The 12,658-nt window shown below is 51.3% G+C and carries 8 protein-coding genes and 1 pseudogene; 3 read left to right on the forward strand and 6 right to left on the reverse strand.

Annotated elements, in window-relative coordinates:
• The 6 genes and pseudogenes from ilvA to ilvD all read right to left on the reverse strand — a co-directional run bounded on the left by ilvA (position 1) and on the right by ilvD (position 8,920).
• On the reverse strand, positions 1-1,506 hold the full coding sequence (gene ilvA / locus DP_RS04480) for a threonine ammonia-lyase, biosynthetic (protein ID WP_011188132.1): 1,506 nt from the start codon (positions 1,504-1,506) through the stop codon (positions 1-3).
• A gap of 121 nt (positions 1,507-1,627) precedes the next feature.
• Complete coding sequence (locus DP_RS04485) at positions 1,628-2,209, reverse strand: manganese efflux pump MntP (RefSeq protein WP_011188133.1); 582 nt, start codon at positions 2,207-2,209, stop codon at positions 1,628-1,630.
• A gap of 79 nt (positions 2,210-2,288) precedes the next feature.
• Positions 2,289-3,329 carry a 2-oxoacid:ferredoxin oxidoreductase subunit beta gene (locus tag DP_RS04490; RefSeq protein WP_011188134.1) on the reverse strand — a complete coding sequence of 347 codons (1,041 nt, stop codon included), beginning with the start codon at positions 3,327-3,329 and terminating at the stop codon, positions 2,289-2,291.
• Positions 3,326-5,149 carry a 2-oxoacid:acceptor oxidoreductase subunit alpha gene (locus DP_RS04495; protein ID WP_011188135.1) on the reverse strand — a complete coding sequence of 608 codons (1,824 nt, stop codon included), beginning with the start codon at positions 5,147-5,149 and terminating at the stop codon, positions 3,326-3,328. Before DP_RS04495 ends, DP_RS04490 begins: the two co-directional genes overlap by 4 nt.
• Complete coding sequence (locus tag DP_RS04500; RefSeq protein WP_011188136.1) at positions 5,146-6,909, reverse strand: FAD-dependent oxidoreductase; 1,764 nt, start codon at positions 6,907-6,909, stop codon at positions 5,146-5,148. Before DP_RS04500 ends, DP_RS04495 begins: the two co-directional genes overlap by 4 nt.
• Before the next feature lie 176 nt (positions 6,910-7,085).
• Positions 7,086-8,920: pseudogene (gene ilvD / locus DP_RS19115) on the reverse strand (dihydroxy-acid dehydratase).
• A gap of 178 nt (positions 8,921-9,098) precedes the next feature.
• On the opposite strand from ilvD, the gene DP_RS04510 reads away from it, so the two are divergent.
• From DP_RS04510 to DP_RS04520, 3 genes are all read left to right on the forward strand, one after another.
• The gene (locus DP_RS04510) at positions 9,099-10,268 is read left to right on the forward strand and encodes a type IV pilus twitching motility protein PilT (RefSeq protein WP_011188139.1); all 1,170 of its coding nucleotides are present in this window, start codon (positions 9,099-9,101) and stop codon (positions 10,266-10,268) included.
• A 48-nt stretch (positions 10,269-10,316) separates the two neighbouring features.
• The gene (locus DP_RS04515) at positions 10,317-10,988 is read left to right on the forward strand and encodes a zinc ribbon domain-containing protein (protein ID WP_041277620.1); all 672 of its coding nucleotides are present in this window, start codon (positions 10,317-10,319) and stop codon (positions 10,986-10,988) included.
• A gap of 113 nt (positions 10,989-11,101) precedes the next feature.
• On the forward strand, positions 11,102-12,598 hold the full coding sequence (locus DP_RS04520) for a DEAD/DEAH box helicase (protein ID WP_011188141.1): 1,497 nt from the start codon (positions 11,102-11,104) through the stop codon (positions 12,596-12,598).
• The last annotated feature ends 60 nt before the right edge of the window (positions 12,599-12,658 follow it).

A 12,658-nucleotide genomic window follows, 5' to 3' on the forward strand; every position in this document is an offset into this window, starting at 1 on the left:
CTATAAAAACATCTTGTATGCGGGATTGTCTGTCTCTTCTTTAAAGCGGTAGCCCAGTATATCTAATCTCTCCAATAGCTCATCGTCATCCCGGCAGGAGTTAAAGCCAACAAGTACCCGGCTATAATTTCCACCCTGCATGCGGTAGTGGAAGAGGGAGATGGAGAGTGCGCCACGGGTGGCGTCGAGAAAACGGACAAGGGCTCCGGGTGTTTCAGGAAACCAGAAACGAAAGAGTCTCTCCTCTTGGACGCTTGCCGGTTTGCCACCCACCATATAGCGGATATGGTTTTTGGCAAGATCGTTATCGGTCAGATCGATATTTTCATAACCGGCTGCCGTGAGCTGTTGGCTGAACTCTTGTCGTTCTTTTGCCTGTTCTATGGAGATACCGACAAAGATATGTGCCTTTTCTGGAGAGATATGGCGATAGTTGAATTCGGTGATATTTCGTTTTTCAACTATCCTCTGGCAGAATGTTTTCAGGCTTCCCGCCTCTTCAGGCATGGTTACCGCAAAAAGTGCCTCCTGCTCCTCCCCGATCAGGGTGCGCTCGGCAACGTAACGCAGGCGCTCAAAGTTCATATTGGCTCCGGAATTAATGGCAATAAGAGTCTTGTCCTTGCAGCCTGTCTCCCGGATATATTTTAAGAGACCGGCCATGCCAAGGCCGCCTGCAGGTTCGACAATGGAGCGGGTCGCCTGGTAGATGGCCTTGATACCACTGCAGAGTTCGTCGCTGCTGATTTCGATGATCTCATCTACATACTCCTGGCAGAGGGCAAAGGTTTGCTCTCCAACCTTCCGTACGGCAACGCCATCGGCAAAGATACCAACGGTGGAGAGTTCCACCCGTTTACCCGCCTTAAGGGAGCAGTGCATGGCATTGCTATCGGTCGGCTCTACCCCGATTATCCTGATCTCAGGACGGAGATTTTTCATATAGGCGGCAATGCCGGCAATGAGTCCGCCCCCACCCACGGGAATAAAAATTGCGTCAATTTTTCCGGGATTTTGGCGAAGAATTTCATCGGCAATAGTGCCTTGACCGGCAATGACCAACTCATCGTCAAAGGGGGGGATATAGTATCTACCTGTCTCCGCCATGATCTGTTCGGTGTGGGTGGCTGCCTCGGAGTAGTTGTCGCCGTGGAGGATAACCTGGCCGCCCATACGGCGAACTGCATCTACCTTGATCTTAGGGGTGGTGGTGGGCATAACGATCAGGGCTGAGATGCCGAGTTTCTTGGCAGAATAGGCCACGCCTTGGGCATGATTTCCCGCCGAGGCGGTAATAACCCCCCGTGCTCGCTCCTCTTCGCTCAGATGGGCAATTTTATTGTAAGCGCCGCGTATTTTAAAGGAGAATACCGGTTGTTGATCTTCTCTTTTTAGAAGGATTTTGTTTCCGAGTTGGTGGGAGAGTTGTACTGCCTGTTCAAGTGGTGTCTCCACCGCTGCCTCATAGACCCGGGAGGTGAGGATGTCACGAATTATTTTTTTCATATGGTCAGCTTTGCAATTTTTTTAAGTTGTGGAAAGGGTCATTTTACAGTGCCTGTGAGAGGATGCAAAGAAAATTTATCCTGGTCGCACAACTCCTCTTTTTAAGAGCCGGTGGCAGTCCTTATAAAAAGGGAGAGAAAACCCCATTGTCATAGAGGATATTGAGGCCTATGGCCCATAGGATAATTCCACCTAACACCTCTGCGTAGGAGCTGAATCTTTGTAGCTTTGCGATGCGTTGACCAAGAAGCATGCCGAAGAGGGTGAAGGCTCCCGCCACTAGACCGATGATCAGGGCAGGATACCAGATAGAGACTTCGAGCATGGAGAGACTCAGGCCCACGGCCAGGGCATCGATGCTGGTGGCCAGGGAGAGGATAATCAGCCTCAGTCCCCGCGTTGGATCCTTTTCCCCGGGCTCCTCCTCGTCATCACTTAAGGCCTCTCTTATCATATTGGCCCCAACCAGGGCCAGGAGGGTAAAGGCAATCCAGTGGGCATAGCTTTGGGTGAATTGACGAATGCCTGTGCCAAGGGCCCAGCCGATGATGGGCATCAATGCCTGGAAGAGACCGAAGTGGTAGGAGAGGCGGAAGGCCTGCCGAAAACGAATTCTTTTAAGGCCAATGCCAACGGCGATGGCCACGGCAAAGGCGTCCATTGCCAGGGCAACGGCCAGGCCGAGAAGGTATGTTGTGGACATGGATGCAACCTTGAAAAATCAGATTATCGTTGAATCCCTGTCTGGTTGAAAAGGCGAATTTTTCAGATTAGGACAGAGGTTAACGAAAATTTTGGTTAATTTGTTGAAGGATCTTGTTTTTAGGACAGAGTTCACTCTCTTGTAAACTATTGAGCGATTTTTTGCAGGTGTTAAGGAGCTGGTGGCTGTTTTGGCTACCCTCTTCTATATAGAGGAGTCCGGTGAGGATGCGGTTCTCTTCCTTTGCCTCCAGCAGATCCTGCATGGCCATAAGCCGGTTTCTGACATCTCTTTCTGGGTTCATGGGTAAAAGTAGCTGGCTGCCGTTGTCCATCTTGATGCGCTGTCCATTCTCCTTGCTCTGCTCCTCCTCTTTGGCGGCAATGAATTTGATATTACCTCTGCTCTTTATGTGGGCGCGTACATATTCATAGCTTTTGGTGGAACCGGCGTTGTTGTTGAAGGTGATGCAGGGGGAGATGACATCGAGAAATGCCAGACCATTATGGCTAAAGGCGGCCTTGAGGAGGGGCTCCAACTGTGACCTGTCCCCGGAAAAACTGCGGGCAACAAAGGTGGCACCGAGGCTGAGGGCCAGTTCGCAGAGATCAATGGACTCATAGATGCTGGCCTTGCCCTTTCTGCTGGCGGAACCCCGGTCAGCGGTGGCAGAATCCTGTCCCTTGGTCAAGCCATAGCAACCATTGTTCATGACAATATAGCTAAGCTTGGGGTTGCGCCGGATTATGTGAGCAAATTGGCCCATGCCGATGGAGGCAGTATCTCCGTCCCCCGATATACCTATCATCAGCAGATCTTGGTCGGACATATGGGCCCCCATGGCCACCGAGGGCATGCGTCCATGGACGGAGTTAAAGCCATGACTCCGACCGAGGAAGTAGGTAGGAGTCTTGCTGGAACAGCCAATTCCGCTGACCTTAACCGCCTGATGCGGTGGTATGTTCATTTCAAAACATGCCTGGATTATGGCGTTGGTCACAGAGTCGTGGCCACAGCCGGGGCAGAGGGTAGAGGCCGCTCCCTCGTAATCTTTTCGTCTGTAGCCCAGGGCATTAAGCGGATCTTTTGGATGGTGAAATATTGGTTTGTTGGTGGTCATAGTGCAGCCCCCATGGCTTGCAGCGGGGGTTCTATCTGCCGGATAATATTATTTGCCGTGATTGGCAGGCCGTCAAAGCTGAGTACTGAGAGGAGCTGTTCCTGTTCGGCCCTGCAGTCAAAGAGGAGGAGACTGCGCATTTGTGCGTCCCTGTTCTGTTCAATGACAAAGATTTTTTGGTGCTGATCAAGGAAGCTCTGGACCTCTTGGTGGAAGGGGAAGGCGTAGATCTGTAGGCTATTGAGCTTGATTCCCCTTGCGCTGAGCTCGTCCAAGGCCTCTCGGCAGGCCGGAGCGGAGCTGCCGAAAAATAATATAGCTAAGGGATTGTCTGCCTCTCCTCTGCCGATTGCGGGGGGGGGTAAAATTCTTCGGGCAGTTTCCCATTTTCTGAGGAGGCGTTCCATCCCCCTGCGGTAGACGTCGTCGTTCTCATCATAACCAGAGTATTCATCGTGTGATGTCCCTCTGGTGAAATATGCCCCATGCTCTGGATGGCTGCCAGGAAGGCTGCGATAACAGATGCCATCACCATCAAGGTCAAGGTATCTGCCCCATTTCTCCTCAAGTTCTTCAATTTCCCGGCCTGTGATTATCTTGCCCCGGTCGTAGCGGTGGGAGTCATCCCACTGTAGTGGTGGGCAGATATGGTCGTTCATGCCCAAATCAAGATCGCTGAGGATAATGACCGGGGTTTGCAGTCTGTCGGCTAGGTCAAAGGCTTGGACCGTCAGTTGAAAACAGTCCGTCGGGGTCTCTGGCAGGAGGAGGATATGTTTGCTGTCACCGTGGGAGGCAAGGGCCGCGGCCAGGATATCCGCCTGTTGGCTTCTGGTTGGCATGCCCGTGCTAGGTCCAGCTCGCTGGACGTCGATCAGGACTGTTGGTATCTCGGCAAAGTATGCCAGGCCTAAAAATTCCGTCATCAGTGATAGGCCGGGGCCGGAGGTGGCGGTAAATGCGCGTGCGCCACTCCAGTTGGCGCCGATGGCTATTCCGCAGGCGGCCAGTTCATCCTCTGCCTGGATGATGGCAAATTTGTTTTTTCCCTCACTGTCAACCCGAAACTTATGACAGTTTTTTTCAAATGCCTCGATCACCGAAGTTGATGGGGTGATGGGATACCAGGCCGCAACCGTTGCCCCGCCGTAGACGGCACCTAGGCCTGTTGCGCTATTGCCGTCTATAAGGATGGCGTCGCCGATGAGGTCGCTCCGCGACTCAAGCTGGAGGTCGCAGCTGGCGGGGAAATGTTCGCTGGCATAGGAAAAGCCAATCTTCAAGGCTTCTCTATTAATGTCTGCAAGCTTGGCCTTGCCGCTGAACTGTTGCTCCAGTGATTCGCTCAGGATGGAAAAATCAAGGTCGATGAGATAGGAGAGAGCACCTATATAGATAATGTTTTTCAGTAGCTGTTGCAGGCGTGCCGTGGAGAAGGCAGAGCTTGCCATTTCGCTTAAGGGGATGCCTATTTCAAGGATATCATCTCTGTTAAATTCCTCGCCGAGGGGGCGAGTTGAGTCATAGAGAAAATAGCCCCCTGCTGCCACCTGTTGGTAGTCATCTTTCAGGGTCTGGCCGTTGATGGCCACCGCAAAGTCAACCTCCTCTCGGCGGCCCATATATCCCCTTTCGCTAATGCGTACCTCATACCAGGTGGGCAGGCCCTTGATGTTTGAGGGAAAGATGTTTTTGCCGCTGACGGGGATGCCCATGCGAAATATTGCCTTGCTGAAGAGGTTATTGGCACTGGCAGAGCCTGAGCCGTTGGCATTGGCAAAGCGGACAACGAAATCATTTATCTTTCTAATTTTTTTCATTTTTGTCCTGGATAGGAGAGGGTCGATTTAAGCATTTGCCAGGAGGATGTGGGGCATCTATTCGCGCAGAGGGCGCAGTGCAGGCAGACATTTTCATCCTTTACCATGATGTGACCAATGGGGGTGGGCTCCGAGACATAGAGAGCCTGACTGAGATTTTCAGCCGGTATCCGGAGAGAGGTTCTGAGCTCATTCTCTGTGCTGTCCATGAAGTTAATACAGGAAACAGGGCAGATATCTACGCAGGCATCGCACTCTATGCAGGTGGCTGCCTCGAAGACGGTTTGAATGTCACAGTTGAGGCAACGTGAGGCCTCTTGCAGGCCCACCTCCTGATCAAAGCCAAGTTCCACCTCCATGAGTCTGTTTCGAATTGATTTGACAGGGCTTTCTCTTGGTACCTTGTTGCGGTGGGCGATGGATATATCGTTGTCATAGGCCCACTCCTGCAGGCCCATTTTTTGGCTGCTCAGGCTGAGGAGGGTAGGAGGGCGCTCATCCAAACTCTGCCCCTGGCAAAAGAGATCAATGGAGATGGCGGCTTGATGTCCATGGGCTACGGCGGTAATTACGTTTTTGGGGCCAAAGGCGGCATCGCCACCAAAGAACAGTCGGGGGATGTTGGACTGCAGTGTTTCAGGGTCGATCAGTGGCAGCCCATTTTTGTAGTGCAGACCGATATCTCTTTCTATCCAAGGAAAGGCATTCTCCTGCCCCACCGCCAGGATAACATCGTCGCAGGGGATAAAGACCGGTGCCTCTCCGCTGGAGATGAGCTCTCTCTCGCCTCTATCGTTTTGCCTGGCCTCTACCCGGTCAAAGTTCATGCCTGTCAGTCTGTCACCTTCCGTGACAAAGGCTAGGGGGAGATGGTTGTCTATGAGGTGAACCCCCTCCAGGAGGGCCTCTTCAATTTCCCAGAGGGAGGCCTTCATCGTCTCTTTAGGGCTGCGAACAATAATGGAGACATTCTCGCCCCCGAGGCGTCGGGCAGTGCGACAGCAATCCATGGCTGTATTTCCTCCACCAAGGACCAGTACCCGGGGGCCTATCTTTTTTACATGCCGGTAGAGAACGGCCGCCAGCCATTCAGTGCCGATGGCAATGTTCTTTCTGCCCGCCTCCCTGCCTGGTAGCTTGGCCAGGTCGCGACCGCGGGGGGCACCGGTGCCGACAAAAACGGCATCGAAGTTCTGTCCAAGTATGCTTTTGAGACTGCTGATATAACCATTGAAGTGGGTGATAACGCCCATGTTGAGAATGATATCAACCTCCTCTTCAAGGATTTTTTCGGGCAGGCGGAAGGAGGGGACCTGGGTGCGAATGAAACCACCGGCCTTTTTTTGTTGGTCAAAGAGATGGATTTCGTAACCAAGAAGGCGCAGATCCCGAGCAACGGTCAGGGAGGCCGGGCCGCCGCCAATGAGGGCGATTTTTTTGCCGTTTGGGGCCCGGCATTTTGTTGGCAGAATATCAATGCTGCTCTTTTTGTCTGCTGCCAGGCGTTTTAACCTGCAGATGGCAACAGGGGTTTCCTCGATTCGTCCTCGTCTACAGGCGGGTTCACAGGGGCGATCGCATATTCTTCCCAGTACTCCGGGAAATACGTTTGATATCCAGTTTATTATATATGCCTGGTCGTACTCCCTCCGGGCAATATGCTGTATGTATTGAGGTACGGGGGTGTGGGTGGGACAGGCGTATTGGCAGTCTATAATTTTGTGGAAATATTCCGGTTTTTTTATGTCAGTTGGTTTCAAACTATTCTTGCCCCCTTGTTAGGTGTTTGCTCGGAGGTGCAGTTGTGAAATTGTTGCTGTTTAATTGTAGTGAATCGGTCTGTTAAAAGAAAGGCTATTTCGGTTGTGACGGGGAAAATGCGCTGGGGGGAGGTGGGCAGTCGCCCTGCCATGGCAGGGCGACCGGAATTTGTTCCCTACTCAGGGATGATACGTACGGCACCCTTGTCTGCAGATGCAGCAAAGAGGGAGTATGCCTTGAGGGATCTTGAAACCTGACGGTCCCGACCGACGGGGGTGAATGCCTCCTTGCCCTTTGCCTCTTCCTGGGCCCTACGAGTGACAAGCTCGCAATCGCTGATATCTACTCTGATGCTTCGGTTGGGGATATCAATGACAATGCTGTCCCCTTCCTGGATGAGGCCGATGGCGCCACCTGCTGCGGCTTCAGGGGAGGCATGGCCGATGGAGAGGCCGGAGGTGCCGCCGGAAAAACGGCCATCGGTGAGCAGGGCACACTCCTTACCCAGATGTATTGATTTAAGGTAGGAGGTGGGGTAGAGCATCTCCTGCATACCCGGGCCGCCCTTTGGTCCTTCATAGCGGATGATGACGACATCTCCTGCCACAATATCACCACCGAGGATGGCTTCACAGGCATTGTCCTGAGAGGAAAAGACCCGGGCGCGTCCAGTGAAGGTGTAGAGGGCCTCGTCAACTCCTGCTGTTTTGACAATGGAGCCATTTTTCTGAGATATTTCCAAAGAGGACGGTAATGCCACCTTCGGTACTGTAGCAATGCTCCACGCTGTGGATGCAACCGTCCTTGCGGGTCAGTGTCGAGCTCTCTATAGGTGGATGCCTGAGAGCCCATGGAGAGGTTGCGCACTCCTCCTGGGGCACTGGCATAAATATCAAGGGCCTCTGGGCTCACCGTTTCGCGGGCTATGTCGAAGAGATCCAGGGTGGCGGCAAGGCTTGGAGAATCCACCCGGCTCACCCCGGTGTCGAGGAGTCCTGCCCGGTCAAGTTCACCAAGGATGGCCATGATGCCTCCTGCCCGGTTGACATCCTCGATATGGTAGTTGCCGTTGGGTGCTACCTTGCAGAGATTTGGGACCTTGCGTGAGAGTTGGTCGATATCGCTCATACTGAAATCAACCCCTGCCTCATAGGCAATTGCCAGGAGATGAAGCACCGTGTTGGTGGAACCGCCCATGGCAATATCAAGGGACATGGCGTTCATGAAGGCCGCCTTGCTGGCGATGGATCGTGGCAGTACCGAGCTGTCTTCCTGGCCGTACCAGGCATCTGCCATTTTAACGATTTTCTGGGCGGCCTGGACAAAGAGGGCTTCGCGGTTTTTGTGGGTGGCAACGATGGTGCCATTTCCGGGGAGGGCAAGTCCCAGGGCTTCGTTTAGGCAGTTCATAGAGTTGGCGGTGAACATGCCGGAGCAAGAGCCACAGGTTGGACAGGCGCACTCCTCTACTCGCTGCACCTCTTCATTGCTGACGTTGGCATCGGCAGCCATGACCATGGCGTCGATGAGGTCGTAGCGTTTGTCGCCGTCCCGGCCCGCCTCCATTGGTCCGCCGGAGACAAATATTGCCGGAATATTAAGGCGCATTGCCGCCATAAGCATCCCGGGGGTGATTTTATCACAGTTGCTGATACAGATGATGGCATCGACGGTATGGGCATTGCACATATACTCTACACTGTCGGCAATCAATTCGCGGGAGGGGAGGGAGTAAAGCATGCCTGAATGGCCCATGGCGATACCGTCATCAATGGCAATGGTGTTCATTTCAGCGGCAAAACAACCGGCGTCTTCAATTACTTTTTTTACCTGTTGACCAATTTCATGGAGGTGGACATGGCCGGGAACAAATTGGGTAAAGGAGTTTATTATGCCGATAATTGGTTTGCCAAACTGTTCCTCTTTCATGCCATTTGCTCGCCAGAGACTTCTGGCTCCGGCCATTTTTCTTCCCTCGGTGGTGGTCGCACTGCGTAATGGAATTGCCATAACTATTTCCCTTCTATTTTTGGATGGAATTGTTTTTATGTGAATAATTAAGCAGGTAGTAAAAAAATATTTAGTAATATTACCCGAACCATTTCAATATACTATTAAATTGGCTATAATTGCACACTAATTCAGAAGCTTGTTCCCTGCCCTAAAAGTTTATCCCCGGTGAGAGATTATGAAAAAGACGGAAATAGATTATTGGATTACTGCTATGCTGGACTCCTGTAAAGATGTGTCTGATCTGAATATTACGGTTGGCAAAACCTTACAGGTTGAGGCGGCAGGAATACTCGAACCTGTGCAGGTAATGCCGCCGGTGCATGAATTAACTCCCTTTCAGACCGAGGTCTTTGCCCTGAATATCATCGGTAATAATCAGCGTCTATTGCGTAATCTTGCTGAAACAGGTTCTTGTGATCTCTCCTACTCTTTGGGGCAGGATGTGCGCTTCAGGGTAAATGTTTTTAGCCAGAAAGGCCATTATACCACCATATTGCGAAAGTTGGAGACAAAGGTGCCTTCACTTGAGTCCATGGATTTCCCTGCCTGTTTTGCCAAGATGGCAACTGAATTGAATGGTTTGATCCTCTTTACCGGGGCAACGGGTACAGGTAAAACAACCTCCCTTGCCGCCTTAGTGGACAGGATCAACAAGGAACGTTCTGTTCATGTAATTACCCTTGAGGATCCCATAGAGTATGTGCACTCCCAGCAAAAGGCTACCCTTAATCAGCGTGAGCTGGGCAATGATTTTGACACCTTTGCCTCGGGGATGCGGGCTGCTTTGCGCCAGGCGCCAAAGGTTATTTTGGTGGGTGAGATGCGCGATCGTGAAACTCTGGAAATTGCCCTGACGGCAGCGGAAACAGGCCATATTGTTCTCTCTACTCTGCATACCATTGATGCGGGACAGACGATCAATCGTATTCTTGGTATGTTTGATGAAAGTGAACAGCTGCAGATCCGTCATCGTCTTGTGGATACTATTCGCTGGGTGGTTGGTCAACGTCTCCTGCCCAAGGTGGGCGGCGGGCGGATAGCTGCCATGGAGATTCTCTGTACCAGCTTGCGGGTTAAGGATCTTATTATGAACGGTGAAAGTGAAGATAGAACCTATTATAATGTTATCAGTGAAGGTGCTGTTTCGGATATGCGCACCTTTGATCAGCATATTTTAAAGCTCTATTCGCGGGGGGCTATCACCGAAGATTCTGCCTTTCAGTACTGTTCACAGAGGAGTGTCATGGGGCGGGGAATTGATCGACTCAAGTCCGTACGTGGAGAGGCTACCTCTGGCCTGGCCGGTTTAGCCATGGAGGAAAAGGAAGATGACCGTTTTAAATAGCTGTATGGAGAAGGATGAGATCAATAAGTATTTGATGTGGGAGGGGGTATGATTGTACAGTGTCCCAATTGTGGAAAGAAGCTCAAGGCCGGAGCAAAGCTTATTCAGGGGATTCAGGACCTGCCAGCAGGTGAGGAGTTACGGGTCAGATGCACTCAGTGCTCTACGTCCTTCGGGGTGAGTGGTTCCTCGCTGGCTGCTGATTCGTCTGCTGGTAGGAAACTTCAGCCGCCTGCAGCCCCCGATACCAGTTGGTTGGGGCAGGCCGACCTTGTGGATCCCGAGGTGGATTCACGGCCCTCGGTGATGTTGCTTGTTCGTGATAATGATAGAAGAGAGCTTTTGTCCCAGGCATTTTCATCCTTGGGTTATTTTGTTGAATTTTGTGATTCTCCTCGGGAAGCGCTTGAAAAGATGCAGTTTGTGGTGTATTCGGCGGTTATGTTGGCTGATGATTACGAGTCCGTGCCCCTGACTGAAAGTCTTGTCCATGTCCATATGTGTGCAATGCATATGGATCGTCGCCGCCATATTTTGTATATTCTTGTGGGGGAAAACTATCATAGCCTGTATGATCTCGAAGCTCTGGTATATTCTGCTAATATGGTGGTTAATAATAATGATGTTGAGTATTTTCCTGTTATGCTGAAAAAACTTGTCCGGGAGTATGATTCCCTCTTTGGTGGCCTTATGGGCGAGTTACAGCTTGTGGGGAAGTAAAAATAAAGATATCCGTTTATGGCCATTTTCTGTTGAGGGAGGTGGCTATTGTTTTTCGTTCCTGTTCCCGTTGCCCTGTTGGATGGCCATGAGCCGTTTGAGGAAATAAAATTATGTTGAAGAAGCTAGGAAGATCCATTCGTCGGAAGTTTCAATCGGTATTTCCTCAGAGCGGAGCGGGGAAAGATTCTCTGCAGGAGAGGGAGGTTAAACAGGTGCAAGAGGTTGTTGCGGTCCCGGCCTCGTCTTCGGCCTCGACCTCGTCTCCGGCCTTGTCTCCGTCTCCGGCCCCGGTAGCGCCAGTGGAAGAGGTTGTCAGGAAAAAGCCACAGCCTAAGCGTAAGCCGCCATGGACCTTGGATAAGTTTGTTGTTCCTGAGCTGGAAGAGAAAAAACGATTCCATGATTTCGCCATTCCCCTTCCTCTGATGCATGGTATTGCCGATTTGAAGTTTGAGTACTGTACTCCTATCCAGGAGCAGTCCCTGGAAGCGGTTCTTGCCGGTAAGGATCTTATTGGCAAGGCCAATACAGGTACCGGTAAGACAGCTGTTTTTCTGGTGGGCGTTATGGCTCGTTTATTGGCCGACAAGAAAGGTGGTTTGGGCAAGAGAACGCCACGGGCTCTGATACTTGCCCCCACCCGTGAGTTGGTCATGCAAATAGTTAAAGATGCGAAAAAATTGGGTAGGTATACCGGTGTTAACGCGGACGCTGTTTATGGTGGAGCTGAGTATGAGAAGCAGATGGAGTTGCTTAAGAGGGGAAAGACAGACATTGTTGTCGCCACTCCGGGTCGCCTGATCGATTTTCATAATAAGAGACTTGTTAATTTTGATAACTGTCAGACCCTGGTTATTGACGAAGCAGATCGAATGCTTGATATGGGTTTTATTCCCGATGTGCGCCGGATTGTTTCCTGGATGCCGAAGAAGAGGGATCGTCAGACCTTGATGTTCTCTGCGACAATCTCCAGCGATGTGAATAATCTCTCTGCCCAGTGGTGCGTTGATCCAGAGGTGGTTGAGGCAGAGGCAGATCAGGTGACTACTGATACCGTTGAGCAGAAGGTCTATCTGGTTACTGCAGAAGAAAAATATAATGTGCTCTATAACCTGATTAAGGAAAATAGTGACGAGCGCATCATGATCTTTGCCAATATGAAGAGTGAGACAAGAAAGCTGGCCGACCGCTTAAAGAGAAACAGTATTGATTGTCTCCTGCTCTCAGGAGATGTGCCGCAAAACAAACGGCAGTCAAGGTTGGAGAGCTTTCGTACAGGTAAGGTCAAGGTGCTGGTGGCAACGGATGTAGCTGGGCGTGGAATTCATATTGATGGCATCAGCTATGTGGTTAACTATACCCTGCCCTATGAGCCAGAGGATTATGTCCATCGCATTGGTCGAACCGGTCGGGCTGGGCTTGCCGGCAAGTCAGTGAGCTTTGCCTGTGAGGAGGGCTCTTTTTATCTGCCGGATATAGAGGAGTATATCGGTGCAAAACTGGACTGTGTTCTTCCGCCGGAAGAATTATTGGTCCATGCGCCCAAGGGTACAGCCCCTGTAGCTGTGGCCCATAAAAAATATAAGCCACGTAAAAAGACCTCTTAAATAGTTAAGAGGGATCTCGGCAACTTTCTGATGATAAGGTGTTTTTTTGTAAGAGGCGGG

Origin of the sequence: Desulfotalea psychrophila LSv54, from assembly GCF_000025945.1 — a bacterium.
In the GTDB taxonomy this organism is placed as follows: Bacteria; Desulfobacterota; Desulfobulbia; order Desulfobulbales; family Desulfocapsaceae; genus Desulfotalea; species Desulfotalea psychrophila.